Genomic DNA, 22,160 nt, shown 5'->3' with positions numbered 1-22,160 from the left:
TGTCACCATCTTTACTCTTCAGCCTCCGCTTGCGCCGCCTCTTCCAGCAAACTGTTTAACTCATCCACATCGCTAAATAGCGGTGTGGCACCTTCAATGGCATAACCCTCAGCACTTAGTTTACTTAATATCGCCTGATCTAAGCTGTTGTCGCCATCTTCCAGGGCTTGTTGGGCCTGGATTAATTGTTGCTCGGTCAGTTGGCCTTCAATTAATGCTTCAACTAGAGTTTTGGCAGATGCTGTTAACTTTTTTGCATATGCAGCCGTAGTAACGGCTAGTCTCAGCTTGCTTCCTATTTCTCTATTCTTCGCTATGTCAATCGGAATCAGAATATTTAACAGGTTTTCTGAAGTCACTTTTGGTACAACGCTGCCAGTAGTCACACCTTTCCAACACGGAAAGTGTTTATCCAGGAACCTACAAATAGACTCAATATCATATTCATCTTTTACTTTTAAAACCCAAACATGGTTGTTTGCCCAAAACTTTCCATCGGCTACATTGGCACAGCCAATAGAGCCGTCTTGCGCAATAATCAGATATTTACCGTTGAAATTGAATTCGGTATGAGTATCTATTGGACCTGATGCGCCATAGTAAAAATATGGGCCGGGTACTCTGTCTTCCGATTTGATAGGGTCGCCACATTTACATTTACTAATGAAGTCAGATAGTTTTGATGAATTTCTAAAGGTCATTTGACTATCGGTCGCACGTGCAAACTCAGGAGCTAAAGACACTGCTGATAATACCTGTTGTTTCATTCTTCTAGGTTTCAATGTTAATGAATCAACAAGGTTGAAGTGAAATAAATCTTTAATTTTGCTATCAGCCATTCCTTCCAGTCGTTTCGCCCAAGTGCGCAGTTGCTCGGCTTGGCGAACTTTATACCCGATGTATTTTTGGGCTTTAATATCAGAGTGATAAACGCGAATATCAGGTATGGCATGCAAACTAACATGACTAAAAATTGCGCCGCCACTCAGGCGTTGTAACTGCTTTTGCCCGTAAGGACTATTTAGATAGACGACAAGAAAATCACGGTCTATAGAGGCAGTCTTATCGAGTTTAATGTTTATAATGTCTGAAACAGAGTTTACATATTTGTATGGTGCGCAACACAGGACAGCAGCCGCACCGACATTACCACTTTTATTAATGATAATATCGCCATCATCTACTCTACATTTAGCCCACTCAATATCTGCCTCTTTAGATATGTATTTAGCATCATCCATGTAAGCATGAAGTCCCTTAACTTGCTTAGTCGATACATACGGGACTGCATCTTTTGTATCAGCACTAACGTAGTCTTTTGCGATTGTGCCTGTTATTCCTAGCTTTGGCTTTTGTGACAAAAACTGTGATAGATACGGAGCGTTCGCTACTTTCTTTACATATTCAATAAGTTCAGGGCTATACGCTGGCGCAGCGATAATATCGATTAATTCGTCAACGTTATATCTTTTTGCAAACATTACTCACCCCGCTTATAAGCCGAGACAATCTTATCCAGATCGTTAGCGACACCGGCGTTATAGTCTTCGATGTTGTTTTTCACCACGTAGCCCAAGGTTTCAGCCACTGCCATAAACACGTCGGTTTGTGGCTCGGGCAAAAATTGCTCTGGCTGGTTGGGGTTAGCATGGCGTTTTTGCAAATACAAAATCGAGGTTTTGGCGCCCGTGCCGGAGAGCTTAAAGCAGTCGCTCGGCAATGAAATTACTGCTTTTACAATGGCTTTACCGCCAACAAACTCGCCAGTTTTTTCGTCTTTTTTCCCCATGATGTACTCACGGACATAACGGTCACCGGAGTTACATAAAATACCATCGGGCAGCACTATTAACAGGCGGCCACCAGGTTTAAGCAGTTGCAGGCAGCGGTCGATAAATAGCACTGCCGGATCAATGGTGGCACCTACCGGCTGCCAGTTGCCCTTGCTATCGGGTTTGCTGCCCAGCGCGAGCCCTGCGGTTGTAGGCTGCAGGCTGTAAAACGGCTTTTTATCAGTACCGCCAGTTTTGCGTAAATCGGTACGATAGCCCGCCCATTTAGGCTCGCCGTTGTCATCCAGCTCTAAATCACCGATATCCTGCCACTTCATTTTTACGTGGTCATACCAGGCGTTGTAGCCATCAACGACTTTTTGGGTTGGACGAAAACCACCGAGAACTTGCTCCATATTGGCTTCGTAACTGGCTTTTGAGTTTTGACCATTTTTGCCTTTATCAAATTTAGGCGTGCCGAACGGCGGGTTGGTGCAAATTAAGTCAAAGCTATTGGGCTTCAGAGCGTTAGTGGTGAGTGAGTTGTCGGTATAGAAAATCTGTGCTTTGGGGGCTCCTTGTAATGCCATATTCACGCGGGCCAGCATCACCATGCGCGGTGCAGCATCGGCACCGGTAAATGCACAATCGCGTAATTTTTGTTTCAATGATTCTTTTTTATCGTCGGCCAGCACCAGCTTAAAATCGATCCATTTATCAATCTGGCTTAACGCCACCGAGCCAAAACCAAAGGAGCCACAGGTTGGGTCGCAGAAACGAAAATCACCATTGGCTAAGCGCGATCGCATTTCATCGTCATCGTCGATGTCGTGCATAGCAATTTCTAGCATGGCCTGTTTTACTGGGTTAGGTGTTAAATAAACGCCAAGGCCACCTTTGGATTCAAAGTTAGCGCGTAGGAAGACATCAAATACTCTACCGAGTAAATCTCCTGACACATCAGCCAACGTGCCGTGTTCTTTAGCGGTTTTGCCATCGTTGGTTTTTACCGGCCCCAGGTTTTGTATTGCTTCCAGCAAATCCTGATAGTTTTTCGCAACAGACAGGCGCAGGTGTGTTTCTTTACTAAAGATGGGATTACGTGAGCCATCATCTGAGATCACAATGTAGTTTTCGTGGCTTTTAAATTCCTCAAACGCGGCTTTGATTTGTGCAACGGCTTTATCGCCGTGCCTGGCCACATATTGCCAATCATAGACGTCACGAAAACGCAGGGTATTTCCCTCATCATCTTTAAAGGTAAGATCTTCATCGTGATGCACACGGAAAGTTTCTAAAAACAGAAGCTTAGCCACTTCCTCAATAATGTCGTTCTTGTCGTTTACCTTGTCTTTTGTGACACGGTAAACATTTTCATGGAAGGCATCAAATCGCTGCATTAAGCGTGTATAAACACGCATTGACCAGCGAAAGGTTGGATCACGCTCCATGCGATCAAAGCTACGTAATTCTTCCAGACTTGGCAGGGTATCTGCACCGTGGGTACCGTCAGATCCATCGGCACCGAACAAGGCCAAAATACGTTGGTTCATGCCATCGTCCGCAACGGCAAATACTGGCCAGTCACCTTCGATATCGCTTAACAGCTGGTAGGCTAAATCATCAAACTTTGCAGTGTCAGCGGCGTATTCCCAATGGCCTTCTGCCAGCGCAATCAACATGACCGGTGGCGTTAAGTTGCCTTCAACCAAGCCTTGAATGAGACCCGCCTTGGCGAATTCATGTTCGGGTAATTCGACCAATGGTTGAGTAAACTCGGAGTGCTGTTTGACCAGTTTATTGAACAGTGCTTCTAGCTGCTGTTGCGGGTCTTGTTTTTTTGCTTTTGCTTCTTTTGCCATGATGTTTTCTAAAATCCTTTAATACCGCCAATAGTTACTACAAGTGCCGGTTAATTTATCAATACCAGCAAGGGGCCTTTAATCTCTAACTGCGCATGCTTCCGAGCCAGTTTGTGTATCTGCTGTTCACTGGTCGTAATACCTGCTGGGAGCTTTTTCAGTACTTGTGCCAGGGGCATGCGGCCACCAGCTTGTTGTAATAATGATACTAAATGTGCCGCAACATCAGGAGTAACCTGGTACGTTGCCGTTGTTAACTCTTTTAGATGATTACTTTGAGGCAATGAGGCAAGCCATAGCGAAACTTGAGACTGGCTAAAGCCAAGGGTTTGCCAGAGAGTTTGGTTCTCGTTAAATACAGCGGCAGCGCTTCTGGGCGCTGCTGTTTGCTGAGTAATTAGTTGTTCCAGGCTTTGCCGCTGGTATTCATGGGTCATCTCATGCCTCCACTATAGGATACTGAAGCAGCCATCCGATCTGGGTTGGGTCTCATTGTACAGGACTCGTCACTCGGCCACATCATCCTCTCACCTCGTTTTGCCATTATCCGGTATGGCACAACCCATAATTTTAAAGTCTCTGAAAAAGCAAAGTGCTGCGGTATCGGTTGGCTAAAGTCATCATGCGCAGGGTAAATCAGATACATTTCGCCGCTCCCATCAAGATATTTTTGGCCGTAGGCAAACATTTGATAAAAGTCGGATTGCGCAAGTCCATATAGTGATTTTTTTTGCTCGTTACTGTTCACCAGCTTCCATTTCGTGTCCATCACCATTTTGGTTTGAATCGGTTGCCGAGATTGAATCAGCAAGTCTGGGCGAAGCTTAAAGCAATCTTTAAGTCCATGCTTTACCAAAGAATAAGTTGCTGCTTGAGGAAAAACTTTTAGGTGAGAAGGTAATTCGTAGGGTAGGGTCTGTGCCACAAAGGATTCAAATACCGCTTCCATAGGAAACAAAAGTGATATCGTTTTGGTGTTTCCTTGTAATGCACTTGGGCTCATTCCTCTCAGGATCAACTGCGCCCAAGCCATTGGCTCGCTGTAATGAGTCATACCACGCTCAATGCGTAAGCTGTTCATATCGCTCTCAACATCCCTACTAAGTGGAATACCGTCAAAAGCAAAGCGTAGTTCGTAAAGCCAGCGTTGATTCTCTGATGACAGCTTCAGACTAAGTAACTTATCCAGTGTGGAGTGTAAGAGCCGATTGGCAGCACAATCAGACATATACTCATCATAATCGACACAAAACTTATGGCGATTTACCGCGTTATGTCGTAGCTGTGCAGAGAGCATCAGCTTGCCCTTCATAAAAGCCAGATTACCTTGCTCGCTCACATAGTCGGAGCGTAAACCTTGTTTAAGCAATTGGCTGACGCTTTGCAAAAATTGGCTGATAAAAATCTCGAGCAAAGGCATGCGTTGTGCATGAAGAGTGGCCTGCTGGGTTTGAATATGTCGAAACCCAGGCAGATGGCTTAGCATCGTCAGCAATGTTTCACGCGCATTAGTTGCTGTGAGGTTTTTACCAACCTTGGGCAGTATTTCAAGCTGGAAACCATGAGGTGTTGAAAGCATCCCCGCGTAGTTTTGCACCTGAAGTAATTTGAAGCCTGAGCGAGAGGTGGGTTTGAGAAACTGGCTCCCTTGAATACTTGCCAGGCTAAGTGCTTCTAAATAATTAAAGACCTGTTGAGGCACCAACTTTGCGCCAACTGAAGCCGCTTTTCCACTCCCCAGCAGGTCATATTCAAAAACAGAGATCACTTCACCCATGGTTTACAGCCTGCTCATCAAGAGCGGTCTGTTGGGGTTGGTAAATAGCACGGTAAGCCTGTGGCCTGTTCCAGATCTCTTGATCGAATGCTTCGAGCTCGTAAGCTGTCGATTGCTGATCATGGTGTCGTAAATCATGGTTGTTGCCAAAAAGCGTATCGAGATCGTCTGTTTTCTCAATCACGAATTGCAGGCTGTCGTCTTGTTTCTGGTTGTCTGCCAGCACCAACCTGATCTTGTTCCAGTCGTCGAAAAAGTATTCCTGTAAAAGCGGAATGATCTTTTTCTGGAATGCGATCTTCAATTGTTTAAACGCAGCTTCTTCATCACCAGCATCGAGTGCATTTTTTACTGGCATAAAGAACGCATGCCCCAGCGTATGTTCACGATCGTAAAGTGCTTCGATGCGGCTATTGAGTTTCTCTAACAACGGCTCGAGTTCTATGCCTTTCACCTTGGTTCCACTCAGTAAAGAGAGGTCAGGCATCATTTCGACAAAGTCAAAGCGACGGCGCAAAGCAGTGTCCATAAGAGCTAAAGAACGGTCCGCTGTATTCATGGCTCCGATGATGTCGACATTGGCGGGTACGCTGAAGTGATCACCGCTATAAGACAGTTGCAGGCTCATTGCATTGGACATACCGGCACGCTTGTCTACTTCAATGAGTGAGATCAATTCGCCAAAAATCTTGGAGATATTGCCGCGATTGATTTCGTCGATGAAAATGGCGTAGCGATGGGCTGGATCGGCATTGGCACGCTGGCACAGCCGCATAAAGATACCCGGCTCAATAGGGTAAGAGATATTGCCACTTTCATCGGAGCGAGCGCGGATACCCTCAATAAATTCTTCATAGCCGTAAGATTGGTGGAAGGTAACCACTGCAAAACGCTGGATGGCTTCGGCAGATTTTGGACCGCGTTTAAGTTCGGCGTAGAGCTCTACCAAGTCCTCCACTTGCTCGAGCTGTGAATCGACGAGCAACCACTCGCTGTTATCTGTTTTGTTAAATACGGCAGGCTCACGCCGATTCTTATAATCAACAGTTAACGACTCCGGAACGGTATAGGATTGCAAAGCCGCCCAGGCAGTATTCGATAGATTGCCATTACGACCGTTTAATAATGCCTTACGTTGAAACCACATATGTTCAATAATTTGGCGAACTTTGGCTCGTTTCCCAAGATCGAGCAGCACCAGCGTTATAACCTGCATCCAGTTCAACGATTCAAGGCGAGAATCCAGCCAGGCATCACGATCAGCAGGAACTGCATGTGAAGTGTACTCTTTCATTTTTTGCTGCAACGTGAAGGTCTTGCCAGTGCCTGGGGGGCCAAAGAAGATCACGTTAGTTGGTGAATGTGGAATGGTCTTGTTCTCGATGGGCTCACTGCTGGTTATGGATGTCGTGCTAGCTACTTTCTCCTGCTTTTGTTCATTATCGCGTTCACGGAGCAATTCATAGAGATGCCAGATGGCCATATTCACGTAATAAGGATCTTTGTTAGGAGATTGGGCGTGTATGGCTTGTTTCAATTCATAGTTTTTCTGTAACCAATTTCCGGTCAGTACCAAACCGAGATGGAAGTGTTGATTTAGGAATTCTGCTGCTTTATTGAAAGCATTCTCATCCACAGTACTGGTGTAGTTTTCTGGCGAGAACGCGGCAAAGACACGATTTCTTAAACTCCAATACATGCGCTTAAGCTCTCCGGTCTCTTTGGCCTGCTGCAGCGCACTGCCTACATATTGGTAGGTAGCTTCATTCGGTTGCTGACGAACACGTTCAGTGAGTTCTCTAAGCAATGGGAGGCTTTGCTGATATTCTGCTAATGATGGAACGCCCTGACGAATACTGGCAATACCGTTATCACGTTCATACCAGAGCCTCTTAACTAAATCATCCGTTTCAGGCTCAGCAAAAGTTGAGGTTTGTTGTAGCAAAGTCGTAAATTCACGGTATCGCTGATCCCACTTAGAAGCTGCGTAATTTTTATCTTTCGCCAAGGTTTCAATCAATTCACTGATCGTCAGCTTGCCTGCTTCGACACTATCTACAAGAGTCATCGTGACTTTTCCTCTGCTGTGATATTGCTTATTCTTTAACTAAAGTGCTGAGTTATAAGTGCATTGAGTTAATCCATGGCGGTGGGTAGACCAACGTCAGCAGTTTGCATCCTTCCCTAAGACTCTTTCTCGGTAGGGTATCTGAATTCGTAGTATTCCTTTCGCGGTGGGAAGGTTGGTATTTCTTCGCCTCTCGGATCCCTTACCGCGTCCCATGACCACCAGGAATCACCAAACTCCTGCTGATACCACGCTTCTTTCACTGTTCTGTGCTGTAAATAATCCTCAGTGTCACGTCCCCATACTTCGAGCGGAACGAAATCTGCACCATTGACATCCGTTAGTATGAAATCGGGATGGTACTGATCTTCCGCTGAATCATAGATCAATGGCTTGGTAAACTGGCGCCGTTCCTTAGCCAGCTTTTCTTCAATAAGCCCTTCGTAAGATGAATCGAGTGGGATCCATCGTTCACTCACCATCATTAAAACTACCTGGCGAATACGTGCGGAAAAATATACCCGGTTAGACTTCACAGATTTTCTTTCTTCTGGCACGTCGGTGACGGCAATTGCGATAATTTTACCACCACGTTGCCACCATGCTACGTCACGTGGAAATCTGGTTAAGGTATTTTCCCAACGCGAACTATCAATGGTTAGATATGGCATCCCGGCAGGAGGACTGCTCTTTGTGGTTCCAACCAAAGGCAGATTATTACTAGTAATCAGAGCTGAAGACCATTCATTCAGTTCTGATATGACAACCAGACGACGACTATTCGCACAGGCGTAACTTACAGCCTTCTTATTGCCGTACCCGTTTTCTTGTAGCAATAGAACATTGCCCAGAACTGTATAGCCTTGTTTAATGCTGCTGGATTCCTTTTGCAAACGGTTCATGACTGTTGTAAGGCTTCTCTTGCCTTCAAGCCATGGGGCCCATTCATTTAATCCCGTATTTTCCCAAAGCAAATGAAGAAGACCCAACATTTTCATCTTTCCGAGGCGATTGACCTGCCGCCTTTCCCGTGGGGGATGCACCGCTGCCGGAGTCGCACGCTCAGAATCAGTCGCTGATACACGTAACGAAAAATCCAATCCTATTCGTAAGGTCCCATCTTCCTCTTCTCTGACAGCCGATGATGAATATGTTTTTGCACCACCATCTGTATTTACACGAGAGTGATATGCGCAGGACGGCTTGTGTCTGGGACCCGTGTTTGGGTTACGACAGAGAGTAAATGGACCGGAACCTTTATTACTTCGGATATATAGCTTAAGTTCTTGAGCTTGGTCACAGCAGCAAGTCGCAATGTAATTGTGATTATCCCAGGCCAGTTTTAACGAATTCTGAAAAAAGGAATCTGCAGTAGATTTTTGTTGTTCTGGCGAAAAGTAATAAGGCGTTTCTTTTTCAAGAAGATGTACGCAGACTTTGGACTGTTGTTTCCTTTCCATTGACCTATCCTATTGTGATTCTTTCTTAATCAATGTTTTATCGTATTAGCCATTATTATTCAAATTTCCCATGTTTAAATCATGGGTTATAGATTTGCAAGCCGTAGGTCTGTAACTCCTATGGTAAGAGAGCTATGCACTAATGGTATAGACTCAATCCACACATTGCGGGCTTACTTTTCCACCATTACACTCACGCTATCACGAACTACACTGTTAGATATTTCAGTTCACTCAGGCCGCATGAATATAATGGTAGATTACCGTCGAACGAGTCGGAAAATCGGTTATTGAAAAATGCTAAAGCGGTGGACAATGCTCGTCGTTCTGCAACTGCCAAAAGCCATCTCCCTTCAGCCGCCAGAAAGGCATTTCAGGGTAATGAGCACGCCGCTGTGGCCCAAAGCTGTTCAAAAGTGCCAAGAGCTGCGGACGGATTTCGTCGCCATAGTGAAACAGGCGCGGGTGTCCTTGTTGATAGGCCGATAGAACATAAAGCAGCAACAATGGCTTATGAGGCGCACGTTGATCACCTTTACGCCATATAGACATATTGGAAATTGCGGTTTGAAGTTCCTGGACAGATGGCATACGCAACACAAACTGAAAGGGAGTATATTGCGATAATGCTCAAAAAATCAGAGGGATTCAAGCTTCCTGTTGCTCTCAGAATGTTACCTCATGCCACCTTATCGACGTAGATAACCCGGTGATGTTCTGCGTCAGTGATACTTTGCATATGTGAGATTCTGGCAATGAGTAAAAAGGTGAGTAGGTCCTTTATGCCATATTTTCTGTAGATATTGTTTTTCATATTGTTGGCTGTTTTATGGGTTATCACCATCTTCTTTGCGATGGTTTTTATTGCAATTCCGTCCAGCCAATAGCCAAAGAATATTTTCTCATTCGGTGATAACGATATTGTCTTGCCTTTTATTTCTCTGAACGATGACAGGGCAGAAATCACTTTTTTAATCGTACTCATCGGTGCATGTTTTGATAACAGCAATACCTTTTTAGCCACCATCACCGGTGCATGTTTGCGGTTGTTGAGAATAATGATGAATGTTCGGTGGTTGGCGGTAATGATGTGCGTCAATAGCGTCATGTCGATACCGTGTTCAATATCAACAACAGTGATGGGTACATTACCTCCATCCTTATTTCCCAGACAGGTAAACGCCGCCGTGGTGAAAGGGCAGCGGCTGAATATTTCAATACTCATGGCGATAGTGATTCAGTAGAAAAATAACAAAGTGATATCTGACGACGCATCATCCCTGTAACAGCTTTAATACGTTTTCCGAGAGCTGGTTGGCTTGTGACAAGACGGACAGGGAGGCCTGTTGCAGGATCTGGGATTTTGTCATCGCGGAAACCTCAAGAGCATAATCCGCATCCAATATGCGTGAGCGGGCGGCAGTCGTGGCAACCTTTTCCTGCGACAGCACGGCAGTGACGGATTCAAAACGGTTCATCTGGCTGCTGTATTCGCTGCGGTAACCGTCTAGCGTTTTTAGTGCATTATCGAATGTGGTTAATGCCGCACTGGCCTGTTGAGGTGTATCCAGCGTCACAGAGGAAAGCCCCAGCGATTGGCTATCTGCTGGCGTTGGGTTGAGGGTGACCGTTTGCAATGCATCGCCAAAACTTGCTCCGACAACAAACGTCGTTTCTTTGCTGATCGGTACTGAAGGCGGCAGTGGAGGTGCAGGCTCTGTCGGTGTGGGCAGTTCATCCCAGTTTGCGCTGCTAGTAAATACGCCGCTGCCAACCACAATGACAATCAGGTCCTCCGTCACCTCATCAATATGAATTTTTTCCAGTCGGTTTGCTGCGCCCACATTTCCATCGTTAAATCCCCCGGTGTTGGCATCTTCAAAACGGTCACCATCGCCACTGTAGGTGATGGTCATGCCCTGATAAGTGGTCTGTGCCCCTGTGTTGATATTGTATTCCCCGGCTTGCAGCAGCGAATCTGCCGAGTAGGTGGCATTGGGTAAAAAGCCGTTATCTTGCGTAATCACGGCGGTGTTCATGGTGCTTTCATCCGCTACGCCGTTTGCTGACCAGACGATATCGGCGTCTGCGCCTACTACTGGCGTACCGGCCAGATGTTTACCGTCCCGTGTAAAGAGCTGGATATCGTCATCGGCGCTTAATGAGTCGATGGTAATGGTAATATTTTTTGCGCCAGCAGGAATGTAAGCCAGCGAAATCACCCCAGAAGAAAATTGATGATTGATATTGGGGACAGGAAACTTTTCAGCCAGTGGCAACGTGTCGCCCAGTTTGGCAGGCAGGGGGCCGGGTTCAGTGGGGGCCAGCGGATAACGACCAAAAATTTGAGTCGATGAGGCGATGCGGTCGATCTCTTCCCTGATTTGTTGATACTCACCGTTCAGGCTGGTCTGGTCGGTATCTGACAACGTGCCATTTGCCGCCTGCACCGCGAGTTGCCTGCCGCGTTGTATCAGGTTATTGATGGCATTAAGCCCGCTCTCAGCCGTTTGCATCAGGCTGAGACCATCTTTCATTCCGTTGGTGATGACGCTGTTGGCATTCAGATTAGCGGTCATCCGGTTGGCAATAGCCTGACCAGCGGCATCGTCCTTCGCGCTGTTGACACGCAGACCCGATGAAAGCCGTTCAATCGCCTGGCTCAATCGAGTCGCCGATTTATCCTGTTGATTCCGTATCGTTAGATGAAGAGAGGTAATCGGCGTCATTGCACACCAGTCCTGATTTGGCAAAAATAACGAATGGTTTTTATCTACTTATTATTGATTTACCGGATAACAGGCAATAGTTAACCTTTCCCGATAGTGGAAATAAAAACAGATAAAACATTACGTTATGGTTATTCTCGGCAATAGCTTATCGACGGTGGCGATCAAAAGATAATCGTTTTGATAGATCGATGCGATCGTATCGATCGGCGTTACCGATCAAAAGCGCTCTGAATCAGTGTTCACGTAACGGTATGAAAATTAAGCAGGTCGGTAGTCTGCCCAGTAACCAAAGCAGGCAAAGAAAACGTATTCGTCAATCATTGCCCGACGCGCTGGCTGAGTGCGCAGACGGGTGTTAATCCACACCTGAATCTGTCTGTCGGTTTTATCAGCCAGTGATGTCCATTCACGATAAGACAGGCCGTTAAGTAGTTCAGACCAGCACAGTAGTGTTAACGTTTCCTGAATGCCGGGTTCATTTTCCCGATCAAATAGCCTCTGAAGGTTGTCACCCAATTCATCCAGATGTAGTCGGTCACATTCACTAATCAGAATACCGCCCAGCATCGGATAATGTCGAAGGTAGCGGCTGGTTTCCACTGGCAGAATGGCTCTGCTGGTAGCCTCAATACGCGATACTCTTGATTTCAGCATTAGTTTCGCGGGGACAATCAGATGTGCCTTACACTGGTCTGGCAGGGAAACTGCCGTCAGTCTCAACCGATGGAAAGTATGAATTTTTCGTGTACTGATACCCTGATGGATGGCGTGCGCAGCACTGTCGTCAAGATGGCTTTGGTACTTATCCAGCAACGTGGATAGCGTTGTATTACGTGTCATTTAGAAAAGTCTCCAACATGCTGAATAACAGACAGCCGGTGTCCTCCGTGGAATCGGATAGCGGTCTGTTATTCGCATTTTGATAAAAGAGTGGGGAATGAAGATGTGACTATCTGTGAGACTGATTGATACGTTGCTGTAACCAGGTTTCGACTTCACTTTGTAGCCAGCGGGAACGGCGGCCCAGCTTAATCGGCTTCGGGAATTCACCCAGTTGAATCAGCTTGTAAAACCATTTGTCGGTTAATCCGGTCAACTGGGTGATGAAGGTCATATCGACAAACTGGTCGTTAAGAAGGCGGTAATCGGTAGTGGTACTCATCGTTTTTCTCCTTGAATAAATGGGAGAAGGAGCCGGAAAATGGAAATTGGCGAACTCCTTCAAACGATTCGTCAGTAGAGTAATTTTTTACAAATGGGTGCGGCGTCTGTTTCTGTTACGTCCCCCGCTTTTACATCGGGAAGGAATATCGCTGCACTGAAAAATAATCTTGTCTGTCTTCTGATTCTTTTTACTGAGATAACTCAGAATATACAGCATGTTGTCTCGACCGGTATTGTTGTCCCAGGAGGTAACACGCTCCCCCTGTACTTCATAATATTCCTTGGGTTTACACCAATGCGTATAACCCGCATCATCGGTAATATCATCCCAGAGTTCAGCTACAGAAAGAAACGTATTCCATGTCTTACGGTGTTTTTGGCCGTTAAGATAAAATGCAGCATGAATATGAAAACCATGAAGTTCGGTATATTCCAGTACCCATACGTACCCTACAAGGCCTCTTATACTCACGCTTTGTTGGAGTAACTTAACCATGTCCCCTACAATGGTATTTTTATCTGAGTGTTTAAATTCGTAACTCGTTTTAATATATGCAAAGTCTACGCGCAGCATCAGTAACTTTGAGTAACGCAGGAACAACATCTCCTGATGTGCTCTAAGTTTTTGGCTCAGATGCATGTCATGCTGATAGTTTGGATTGATGCTTTTACACTGACGTTTTTTCATGATGTCTATTCCGGTGGATTTATCTCATGATAATTATTCAGTGCGTTAATTTTTAATAATGCATGGAGTATGCCTGACGGGTTTTTTATAGCCATATATCCGAGGTTGAATGTTTTTTATAATGCGTCTATTCACTAAGCGAATGATGCTATTATTTACCTATCCGTAATGACTGGATTTATTAAATAATACTTTATTCCTTAATGAACCACATCAGCGACGAATCACCTTCATGTCATATAGCCGGTTCATATCCACGCTTGCACAAATCAATAAAATAGTACTAAATTATAACATGAGGTAATTTTATTTAAAATATATAAACATTTGATTTTGTTGTTTTTATTTGCAATAAAATTGTATGATATCTGCTATGAATCATACGTGAATAACCTAAAAAACACGACTATACACATCAGCAATTCGTAAGGAAAAATGCCTTTTTCATGCTTTTAGATAGCCTGATTTTAGCTTCATGAATCATAGTTTTTTGATGATGTTTGTAGTAGTGTCATTAAAAAATGAAGACACCAGCAATGGAGGGTAGGAGATGGTTAGGTATATTGAAGTTAAGTCCATTAGGGAGGGGGTTTATCTTCTCTGGCGGATGGGACATTCTGAAGAGGCAAGACGATTTTCATTCGGCACACAGAAAAACGTACAGTTGATTAATGAGAAGATTAACAAAATTATTGACGCTGAGGTGCGGGAGAGTAACGGAACTACGCGCATTACAAAGCATGTACTCCGGTATAGCACAATTTACTCTGACCATAGCGTCGATGAATCACAACTGGTATGGCTTAAGCAAGATCAGTATGGCTGTATATATTTTTGGTTACGGTTAATAAAAGAATATGTGAGTTTCTACCCTAGAGATGCGGATGATATACACCCAAAATATTATTTTCGTCGAAAAAGGCATCTCTGGCTTATAGGTGAACATTTGCCTTCGGCGATACCTGACACACCTGAACAATGTTATCTAGCTACCTTGTCTATTCTCGATATATTACTTACCTTGACAAGCAAAAATGACTCAATTACGTCTGAAATAAAAAATGATTACTTAAATAACAAAAAAATGTTCAGAAAGGATTTTTCATGGATGGTCGATGCAGGAAAAGAAAATATTGAATGGGTAATGGAGCAATTTTTTTCGGAGCGTCGCATATTTAGGGATTTCAGAGATGTCAACATCATTCCTGAGATGCAGGGTTTTGCCATTCCTGCAATATATTATCTCTGGAATGAAGAACCGGCAGAAAAACAACTTTTTCTAAATACGTTGCGAAAGCGCTATGCAAATATGAAGCATCGTAAGAAAGTTGCAACCAAAGCACCGGTCAATATTCGTATTTCTGACAGCTCTAAAAAGACACTGGTAAAACTTGAGAAATATCTTAACCGTAACAGGGCTGATGTGATCGAATTTCTGATAGATAAAGCATGGGCAGATATGAATCAGAAAAAATAAAAAAATCTCAGTTATATATCACCTCATTGAGTTACCCCAATTCCAATTCATCAGGCCATCCATCCCGGATGGCCTTTTTCATTCTGAGGCTGATATGAAAAAATCGTCAGGTTATTCCCTGATCCGCCGCCATCTGCGGCGCTATCCCCGTTCGTTACGTCATGCCCTTATGCAGGAGCTGACCCGGCTGGTTACCTATGAACCGGTGATTGGCATTATGGGCAAAACCGGCGTAGGGAAATCGAGCTTATGTAATGCGCTGTTTCGCAGCGAAGTCTGCGCAGTGAATGCTGTCGCAGCCTGTACCCGTGAGCCACAACGCATTCGTCTGCGTTTTGGGCGTCATTATCTTACGCTGGTTGATTTACCCGGAGTCGGTGAAAGTCAGCAACGGGATGAGGAATATCGCGCACTGTATCAATCCCTGTTGCCGGAGCTGGATATGGTGCTGTGGGTATTGAAGGCGGATGACCGCGCCTATTCTGCCGAGGAGCAGTTTTATCGGGATGTGTTCGGCTCCGTGAACGGTGAGCACACGCCGATACTCTGGCTGCTCAATCAGGTCGACAAGATTGAACCGAGCGAAGAATGGCGCTGGGCCTCTGCACAGCCGTCATCCAGGCAACGTGAACATATGGCACAAAAGCAGGCGGCTATCGGGCAACAACTCGGTATCGTGGCAGAGAACATTTTACCGCTTTCCGTTAAAGGCCGTTATCAACTGGGAAAGATGGTAGAGGCGATGATAACCCTTCTCCCAAAGCAGGCTCGCAGTCCGGTCATTCCTCATTTACGTGCCGAGCACAAAAGCGAAAGCGCGATACAGCAGGCCCGGGCTGGGTTTTCCGACACGGTAGTCAATGCGGTGGATTGGGTCATTGACCACGCGCCGTTGCCTCAGGTGGCAAAACAGGTGCTGCATGGCGTCACCCATTCCGTTGCCAGAGTGGCAAATGCCGTGTGGTCTTTCTTCTTCGACTAACGTTTTTGCTGCTTCCCATCAGCTTTCTTTATCGTCACCGATCGATTTTGTCGATCGAACCGATCGAATTGATTTGTTATACCGCCATTTCTCCCCGCTATAAAATCGATATTCCATTCTGAGACTTTTTTACTTTTACGAATCAATAACATGTTCATGTAACGCGTATGCGTCTGGAGGGCAATGATGCCGTTGTTACTGCTTTGGGTGGGGCTGGCAATCGTGTTGGGATGTGTGGCATCCAGCAGTGGTCGCTCATTCTGGGGCTGGTTCATTCTGGGTATTGTCATCGACCCGTTACTGGCCGGATTGCTGTATTACCTGATTTGCAGAGAAAAATAATATGCGAACGCTGTTGAAGCTGTTTGGCCGTTTTATGCGCTGGTATATCACGCTGGTGATTTTTATGGCCTGCCTGCTTTTTATCATCAATACCGTTGGCGGGTGGGCCGGTTTTTAACCGAGAGCCCTTCCGAAGGAAAACCACAATGAAAACACAACCTGCACTGCCATGCAGCGGAATGCTGCTGGCCTCCCTGATGGTTCTTCCCATTCTGTCTGTACAGGCAAAGCCTGCTGACAATGAACCGCAAATTATCACCGACAGCGACGGGCACATGGTCTGCCATCTCTGTGGACCCGACAGGAAAGACAGTTTCTTTATTTCTGACTATCCACAGGGCTATAAAAATAAAACGGATCAGTACAGCAAGTTATGGGACATGACGCGCTATACCATCCTGCTGAATGATGCCATTCCTGCTTACACCGCTAACCGGACACCCGATTTTTATTACATCGATAAATATGCCGCGTCGCCCACCGTTCACTTTATTGAGTTTGACGATGACCGCTCTGATTTATCGGCTGTAGCGAAGGTGTCGGTGACGGAAAACAAAAACAACACGCTGCTCACTGTCACCTGGAAAAATGGAGAGAAAAACCGTTTCCAGATGAATAACCAGGTTCTGGCGTATCAGGCACAAGTACTGAGAAACACGCAGGACCAGCTTTTCTGCCGGAATTGCGGTGACAGCGGCAAGGATGTGCTGGTTCAGGGCGCGGATACCGCCAGCCTTTATACCCGTCTGACCGATACGCCGTATTACACCTTTCTGGCGCAAAGTGCCGGGATGGCTTGCCCGGCAGGGAGCTGGTATGCCGTCAATAAAACGAACCCCACACCTGAAATCAAGGCGATTGACCTCAAGGATTGCAGTGAAATCGTGAAGGTTGACAGTACCCATGATGCCAACAACACCACGCTTAACCTCACTCACTACAACGGAAAAAAGGACACGCTGACATTCAGCCATCGTTGAGTGTTACCGCCTCTGGTCATCGGAAGGCTTCGAGCCTGTCTAATAAAGGAAAATATCATGAAAAAAGCATTTGTCGCGCTCTGTCTGGGATTGTGTTCGCTAAGCGTTTTTGCAGAAAAAGCGCCTGTCAGAGTGCAAACCCGTATTGCCTCAGGAAACTGGTATGCCGGTCCCTATTATCCAAGGATATCCGTGACCGCGTTGACAGATTCTGTCGTCGTCAAAGACATTGTGGTTAATCGGGGAAATTGCCAGCACCTTTCCGAAGAATCCTGGAAGCCCGTTCGACTCCGCTTCGGTAGCACTTTTGAAACGACGTTTAAGTCAAAAAACTGGGGAGCCGCCTGTAATGTCCTTGAAATCATGGTCGAGACCGATCAGGGCATATGGGAATTCCAGATGGAATAACGACTGACCTTATTTACGGTTCCGATGCCTCGTGCGCCTGAGCGAGGCATTGTATTTATTGTGCTCTTGTCATCCATTTCATCCTTCTTTTTCATCATCCATCGTTTAGATAAGGAACCATCATGTCATGTAATTCATTGGCAGGCCGCATTACGTCCAGAGAGCAGCGCATCATCCAGATGGCGTTATGCCTGCTGGAAAAACGCGTGCGTAAAAATGCACGCCAGTTCAAAACCTCTGAGGACACTAAAAGCTGGTTAATGCTGGAGCTCAGCAACCTGGAACGTGAAGTCTTTATGGTGCTGTATCTGGATAACCAACACCGTCTGATAGAAAAGGAAGTTATCGCGCTGGGCGGCATCAACAGTACCGAAGTGCATCCGCGTGAAATCCTCAAAGCGGCACTGCGTCATAACGCCGCCGCCGTGATACTGGCACACAATCATCCTTCCGGCTGTGCCGAGCCGAGTCAGGCTGACCGCCATATCACCGACAAGCTGAAGGACTCACTGTCACAACTCGACGTCAGAGTCCTCGATCATCTGGTTGTTGGCGGCGCTGACGTGGTGTCATTCGCTGAACGTGGCTGGCTGTGATGAGCACACTTACCACCGCACTTTTATAAGGAAAACATCATGTCATCAATAGAGGCCCCGGAATGGGGATTAAAGTGTACTGTCACGCCGCGATTCGGAGCCAGACTGGTGCAGGAAGGTAACCGTCTGCACTATCTGGCAGACCGGGCCAGCATTGTCGGTACGTTTAGCAAAACAGAAGCCCATCATCTGGAACGCTGTTTCCCGCAGTTGATTAAGCAGTTGGAACAGAAACTATGCACAGGTGAACTGAATCCTCGCCAGCAGGGCTGTGTCACGCTGCATTGCGACGAATTTACCTGTGAAGCTGATACGCTGGGTAGTTTTGGTTACGTGTATATTGCTATTTATCCCTCTGCTGCGGCAGCAGAATAACCCGTTGTTTCTCTCGCCATCCTGAACGCCTCCCTGATTTTATCGACTTAATCTGAAGAGAATATTCCCATGCAAACCATACCGGAAATCCCGTTACGGGAGGAGCAATCCTGCCCGTCACCTATAGCCGTCTGGCAGCAACTGCTTACCTACCTGTTAGAAAAGCACTACGGCCTGACGCTGAACGACACACCGTTCTGTGAGGAAAACGTCATTCAGGCGCATATCGATGCTGGCGTCACGCTGGTCAATGCCGTCAATTTTCTGGTGGAGAAATACGAACTGGTGCGTATCGATCGCGACGGTTTTAACTGGCAGGAGCAATCACCGTTTCTCACCGCCGTTGATATTCTCCGTGCCAGACGCGCTACCGGCTTGCTTAAAGCATAAAGACTGCGAGTCACTTTCCAGTCACACCACGCCAAACCTATTTATTCCTCTCCCCGATGCATAATGCGCCAGTCCTTAGCGGCTGGCGCATTTGCTTTTATGTATGGACCACAAATGATGCAAATTGAACCCGAGGTTTTGACCGAACATACCGAGCTGATTTGCTCGACCAATATCGAACGTATCGTTACCGGACGTGATACCGCGCTGCAACAGATAGAGCAACTCCTCAATCAGCTACAGGCAATTTCAATACTCACAGCGACTATCGGTGGCGGCACCGCTGAAGACTGGGCGTTAAAGCAGGGGCATCGCTATGATTGCTGGCTAACAGAAGCACCCAACAGGGCGAGGCCTGCCATCACCCGCACGTTGGATCGCAATATCTGGCGCGACCTGATGCTGAAATCCGGCATGTTGTCGCTGATGGATGCTGAAGCGCGTAGCCAGTGGCATAAAAATCTGGATGAGGGTGAACTACCGGCCATCAGTGAGGACAATATTCTCAGTACGTTTGAGCAACTTCACCAGAGTAAGCAGGAGGTATTCGAGCGTGGGATCATCAACGTATTCAAAGGACTATCGTGGGATTACAAAACCAATCACCCTTGTTACTTCGGCAAGAAAGTCATCATCAGCAATCTGGTGACGTACAACCGTTGGGGCTTTGGTTTGAACTGGGGCTGGCGACGCGATCAACTGGCCGATCTAGAACGTATGCTGTATCTGTTGGATGGTAAACCGATCCCCGACAATCGGGGCGATGTCACCATCCGACTGATGGACCATATCCGTGATAATCCCCACAAGCAGGAATACGAGGATGAGTTCTTTAGCGTGCGTTACTTTCAGAAAGGCACCGGGCATCTCATCTTTAAGCGTCCCGACTTGATCGATCAGATGAACGACATTATCGCCAAACATTATCCGGGGATGTTGGCGGCTAGGTAGTGAGCGACCGGCTGGATGTGGGATGGAGATTACTCATCTCCTGGCTACGATGTCTGTAGTGCTAATCTGGTACTGTAAAAGAGGATGCGGCATGTCACGTGTCGTTTGGCGGGAGAAGGGCGATAATGAGAAAAGGGAATAGTAGCATCTCAAAAACTGCTGCATTAACCGATGATGTGAAAGACGTAGATACGACTGCGATCGATCACTTACGTGTTACTACGTCATCGGAGGAGGGCTGGGATAGTTGGTTTGCTACCGAGGTGGCTACTTCTGATTTTATGGAGGATAGGGAGCAGCCTAAAGAATCTCAGACCTGATGATGGCGGTGAACCGATTGCCAGAAATGCACTCGCTGTCTTGATAACGGTTTTGCTATCTAGAGTAAACCACGATAGCATCTAACCGCTGAATGAAGTTGTACCGATGTTATTTATACATCAGATTTTGCATCGCAACATTTTTACCATCACTGTTGAATTGTGTGGCGAGTAGTCACTGGTGTGAAGGGAAAAAGACTGAGTATACAAATGAGGATATATCGTTTATGTTAACTTATGATGTATCTTTATTTTCAATAAGATGGATTTGTTTTTCAAGTCCCGCCCCGGCACCATTGATGTAATAGCTGGCATTCGGAAATGCCAGCTTCGCGACAAACGTCTTTGACGGTACGTCCGACTTCAACGGACTTCAACACGGCGATGATCTGATGTTCTGTAAATCGGGCTTTGCGCATAGCGATCTCCTCAACGGGACATAATCAGTATGTCGGAAGATCTCTAAAAGTGAATGGTTCGGTTTACCGGGATGCTTACATCAACCCGGAATAATTTGAAAACGAAAACCTCGCTTAGGGCTGTGTCCACATTACGTGGGTAAAATTAATATAGCGTTGGAATAGGCACTCGATGTGTTACCGCATATTCACCGGCCACATCAGTAGCTAAACGAGTTGCTGGTCTTGCTCCGCCATTTCCTTAATACGCGCTTGTACTTTGAGTTCTAACCCCATTCGTTCTTCTAACGACATTGCTTCGTATTGTTCTTTGGATATACCCATGGATGCGAGTACGGAGAAGAATAGTTTTTCCTCATAAGACATGGAAACCCAGTCCATAAACTCCTGTGCTGCCTGCGAGCGCTGAGGCTCCACTTTCGCGCTAGGTTCATGTCTGATTAGCTGTCCGTTATCTTTTGCCTTCTCGAGTGCCATTTTGAAGGTATCTTCATTTGGCGCAATGGGGGGCTTATTGTTCTGGGTAAATAAAGCATTAGCCCCTTGAATGTCCGATGTGATCATATGAACTCCCCTTAGTTAGACAGGATAGATACTTACACAATTTGGAGGGATACTATCGTGTAGATACCATCTACATATCTATTTAATTCATATGATAGCTATGATTTTTGGCAGACTGGTGGATGAAATGACAAATTGATACGGAAGCACAGCGACCTTTTAATCGCCGTTAAGATACGGCGACAAGTAGCACAATGATTGTTGCTAAAACTTAATCTATTTGTTTTTTCGGCATAGAAATTTATCTTTTATCACGCCATCAAAGAAACGGCCTTTAGACACGACAGCGTCAGAAATAAATTTTTTATAGATAGATTCAGGTACACTAACATATTGATAAATATCTTTGTTATGAAATGCTATCTCAAGAATGTGCGTCTTTGGGTCATACCCAATGGAGTCAATTCGTGACGATGATACCTGCTGTCGCTGCAATGCTTGCTCCTCCCCTGTGTAAAATCAGATCAAATAATAAAAGAGTTATTGCATGATACATTGTCGACGATCATGCTTATTTATTGAATATGTATCAAATTTTTGGCAGGTTGGTTAGTAAAATCGTTGCTTTATCATTTTTATGCTGTGAATTTGTTCAATGACGGTAAGTCTTTCTGTTTGGCAAGGGGAATGGTGCAAATCTACGATGACGAATAGCGGGCTACTCTTTTTCATATCTAGTCTGAAACGCAGATTTGCAGCAACCCAGAATAGCTACTCTGGCGCGTATTCGATCCTGTTTCTGCCATTTGCTTTAGCTTGATAGAGTGCATCGTCCGCAGCCTTTATCAAACATTCATAATCCGGATGACCATTATACACGGCGATGCCTGCAC

The 22,160-nt window shown here is 45.8% G+C and carries 24 protein-coding genes and 2 pseudogenes; 10 read left to right on the top strand and 16 right to left on the bottom strand.

The genetic code is table 11. From position 1 onward, the window contains the following. Positions 1 to 11: 11 nt before the first annotated feature. The 6 genes from A6301_RS13825 to A6301_RS13800 all read right to left on the bottom strand — a co-directional run bounded on the left by A6301_RS13825 (position 12) and on the right by A6301_RS13800 (position 8,939). On the bottom strand, positions 12 to 1,481 hold the full coding sequence (locus A6301_RS13825; protein ID WP_234258020.1) for a restriction endonuclease subunit S: 1,470 nt from the start codon (positions 1,479 to 1,481) through the stop codon (positions 12 to 14). Then, the gene (locus A6301_RS13820; protein WP_234258019.1) at positions 1,481 to 3,634 is read right to left on the bottom strand and encodes a class I SAM-dependent DNA methyltransferase; all 2,154 of its coding nucleotides are present in this window, start codon (positions 3,632 to 3,634) and stop codon (positions 1,481 to 1,483) included. The genes A6301_RS13825 and A6301_RS13820 overlap by 1 nt, the downstream gene beginning before the upstream one ends. Positions 3,635 to 3,684: 50 nt before the next feature. Then, positions 3,685 to 4,071, bottom strand: coding sequence for a hypothetical protein (locus A6301_RS13815; RefSeq protein WP_234258018.1), 387 nt, complete (start codon positions 4,069 to 4,071; stop codon positions 3,685 to 3,687). Beyond that, the gene (locus A6301_RS13810) at positions 4,068 to 5,411 is read right to left on the bottom strand and encodes an McrC family protein (protein ID WP_234258017.1); all 1,344 of its coding nucleotides are present in this window, start codon (positions 5,409 to 5,411) and stop codon (positions 4,068 to 4,070) included. Before A6301_RS13810 ends, A6301_RS13815 begins: the two co-directional genes overlap by 4 nt. Continuing rightward, positions 5,404 to 7,479 carry an McrB family protein gene (locus A6301_RS13805; protein ID WP_234258016.1) on the bottom strand — a complete coding sequence of 692 codons (2,076 nt, stop codon included), beginning with the start codon at positions 7,477 to 7,479 and terminating at the stop codon, positions 5,404 to 5,406. Before A6301_RS13805 ends, A6301_RS13810 begins: the two co-directional genes overlap by 8 nt. Before the next feature lie 116 nt (positions 7,480 to 7,595). Next, complete coding sequence (locus tag A6301_RS13800) at positions 7,596 to 8,939, bottom strand: DUF1173 family protein (RefSeq protein ID WP_234258015.1); 1,344 nt, start codon at positions 8,937 to 8,939, stop codon at positions 7,596 to 7,598. A 179-nt stretch (positions 8,940 to 9,118) separates the two neighbouring features. Here A6301_RS13800 and A6301_RS22490 point away from each other — a divergent pair. Then, a pseudogene (locus A6301_RS22490) lies at positions 9,119 to 9,250 on the top strand (IS3 family transposase); the annotation flags it as partial. Here the strand turns inward: A6301_RS22490 and A6301_RS13795 are convergent. The 6 genes and pseudogenes from A6301_RS13795 to A6301_RS13770 form a co-directional block, all read right to left on the bottom strand. Then, positions 9,246 to 9,530 (bottom strand): annotated as a pseudogene (locus A6301_RS13795) (restriction endonuclease); the annotation flags it as partial. The pseudogenes A6301_RS22490 and A6301_RS13795 overlap by 5 nt on opposite strands. 88 nt (positions 9,531 to 9,618) lie before the next feature. After that, complete coding sequence (locus tag A6301_RS13790; protein ID WP_180790958.1) at positions 9,619 to 10,164, bottom strand: LuxR C-terminal-related transcriptional regulator; 546 nt, start codon at positions 10,162 to 10,164, stop codon at positions 9,619 to 9,621. 49 nt (positions 10,165 to 10,213) lie between these two features. Beyond that, entirely contained in the window at positions 10,214 to 11,668 is a 1,455-nt protein-coding gene (locus tag A6301_RS13785) for a flagellin (protein ID WP_234258014.1), read from the bottom strand. Between the two features lie 261 nt (positions 11,669 to 11,929). Next, entirely contained in the window at positions 11,930 to 12,511 is a 582-nt protein-coding gene (locus A6301_RS13780; RefSeq protein ID WP_234258013.1) for a hypothetical protein, read from the bottom strand. A 109-nt stretch (positions 12,512 to 12,620) separates the two neighbouring features. Further along, a complete protein-coding gene (locus tag A6301_RS13775) occupies positions 12,621 to 12,833 on the bottom strand; it encodes an AlpA family transcriptional regulator (protein ID WP_233991141.1) in 213 nt (70 codons plus the stop codon). Between the two features lie 87 nt (positions 12,834 to 12,920). Continuing rightward, positions 12,921 to 13,523: an inovirus-type Gp2 protein gene (locus A6301_RS13770; RefSeq protein WP_234258012.1), complete on the bottom strand. Its 603-nt coding sequence runs from the start codon at positions 13,521 to 13,523 to the stop codon at positions 12,921 to 12,923. Positions 13,524 to 14,073: 550 nt separating this feature from the next. Here A6301_RS13770 and A6301_RS13765 point away from each other — a divergent pair. The 9 genes from A6301_RS13765 to A6301_RS13725 all read left to right on the top strand — a co-directional run bounded on the left by A6301_RS13765 (position 14,074) and on the right by A6301_RS13725 (position 20,024). Then, positions 14,074 to 15,000, top strand: a complete 927-nt coding sequence (locus tag A6301_RS13765) for a hypothetical protein (protein ID WP_234258011.1) — start codon at positions 14,074 to 14,076, stop codon at positions 14,998 to 15,000. A 94-nt stretch (positions 15,001 to 15,094) separates the two neighbouring features. Further along, on the top strand, positions 15,095 to 15,982 hold the full coding sequence (locus A6301_RS13760) for a GTPase family protein (RefSeq protein WP_234258010.1): 888 nt from the start codon (positions 15,095 to 15,097) through the stop codon (positions 15,980 to 15,982). Positions 15,983 to 16,165: 183 nt separating this feature from the next. After that, positions 16,166 to 16,324, top strand: coding sequence for a hypothetical protein (locus A6301_RS13755; protein WP_156105178.1), 159 nt, complete (start codon positions 16,166 to 16,168; stop codon positions 16,322 to 16,324). 146 nt (positions 16,325 to 16,470) lie between these two features. Beyond that, positions 16,471 to 17,304, top strand: coding sequence for a hypothetical protein (locus A6301_RS13750; protein WP_234258009.1), 834 nt, complete (start codon positions 16,471 to 16,473; stop codon positions 17,302 to 17,304). Positions 17,305 to 17,361: 57 nt separating this feature from the next. Continuing rightward, positions 17,362 to 17,712: a hypothetical protein gene (locus A6301_RS13745; protein WP_234258008.1), complete on the top strand. Its 351-nt coding sequence runs from the start codon at positions 17,362 to 17,364 to the stop codon at positions 17,710 to 17,712. Positions 17,713 to 17,834: 122 nt separating this feature from the next. Next, the gene (gene radC, locus A6301_RS13740; protein WP_234258007.1) at positions 17,835 to 18,308 is read left to right on the top strand and encodes a DNA repair protein RadC; all 474 of its coding nucleotides are present in this window, start codon (positions 17,835 to 17,837) and stop codon (positions 18,306 to 18,308) included. A 39-nt stretch (positions 18,309 to 18,347) separates the two neighbouring features. Next, the gene (locus A6301_RS13735; protein WP_234258006.1) at positions 18,348 to 18,683 is read left to right on the top strand and encodes a type IV toxin-antitoxin system YeeU family antitoxin; all 336 of its coding nucleotides are present in this window, start codon (positions 18,348 to 18,350) and stop codon (positions 18,681 to 18,683) included. A gap of 69 nt (positions 18,684 to 18,752) precedes the next feature. Then, on the top strand, positions 18,753 to 19,073 hold the full coding sequence (locus A6301_RS13730; RefSeq protein ID WP_234258005.1) for a TA system toxin CbtA family protein: 321 nt from the start codon (positions 18,753 to 18,755) through the stop codon (positions 19,071 to 19,073). A gap of 117 nt (positions 19,074 to 19,190) precedes the next feature. After that, positions 19,191 to 20,024 carry a DUF4942 domain-containing protein gene (locus A6301_RS13725; RefSeq protein ID WP_234258237.1) on the top strand — a complete coding sequence of 278 codons (834 nt, stop codon included), beginning with the start codon at positions 19,191 to 19,193 and terminating at the stop codon, positions 20,022 to 20,024. 595 nt (positions 20,025 to 20,619) lie between these two features. Here A6301_RS13725 and A6301_RS13720 read toward each other — a convergent pair. The 4 genes from A6301_RS13720 to A6301_RS13705 form a co-directional block, all read right to left on the bottom strand. Continuing rightward, complete coding sequence (locus tag A6301_RS13720; protein WP_370642226.1) at positions 20,620 to 20,763, bottom strand: transposase; 144 nt, start codon at positions 20,761 to 20,763, stop codon at positions 20,620 to 20,622. A gap of 207 nt (positions 20,764 to 20,970) precedes the next feature. Next, on the bottom strand, positions 20,971 to 21,327 hold the full coding sequence (locus A6301_RS13715; protein ID WP_107170986.1) for a hypothetical protein: 357 nt from the start codon (positions 21,325 to 21,327) through the stop codon (positions 20,971 to 20,973). Positions 21,328 to 21,543: 216 nt separating this feature from the next. Next, positions 21,544 to 21,762 carry a KTSC domain-containing protein gene (locus tag A6301_RS13710; RefSeq protein ID WP_107170987.1) on the bottom strand — a complete coding sequence of 73 codons (219 nt, stop codon included), beginning with the start codon at positions 21,760 to 21,762 and terminating at the stop codon, positions 21,544 to 21,546. Positions 21,763 to 22,038: 276 nt separating this feature from the next. Continuing rightward, positions 22,039 to 22,146, bottom strand: coding sequence for a hypothetical protein (locus A6301_RS13705; RefSeq protein ID WP_370642241.1), 108 nt, complete (start codon positions 22,144 to 22,146; stop codon positions 22,039 to 22,041). Positions 22,147 to 22,160 lie beyond the last annotated feature (14 nt).

The sequence above is a fragment of the Pectobacterium sp. IFB5596 genome, assembly GCF_021432585.1.
GTDB lineage: Bacteria > Pseudomonadota > Gammaproteobacteria > Enterobacterales > Enterobacteriaceae > Pectobacterium > Pectobacterium punjabense.
The sequence above is the reverse complement of the archived record's forward strand: the minus strand, read 5'-3'. Positions and strand labels throughout refer to the sequence as shown.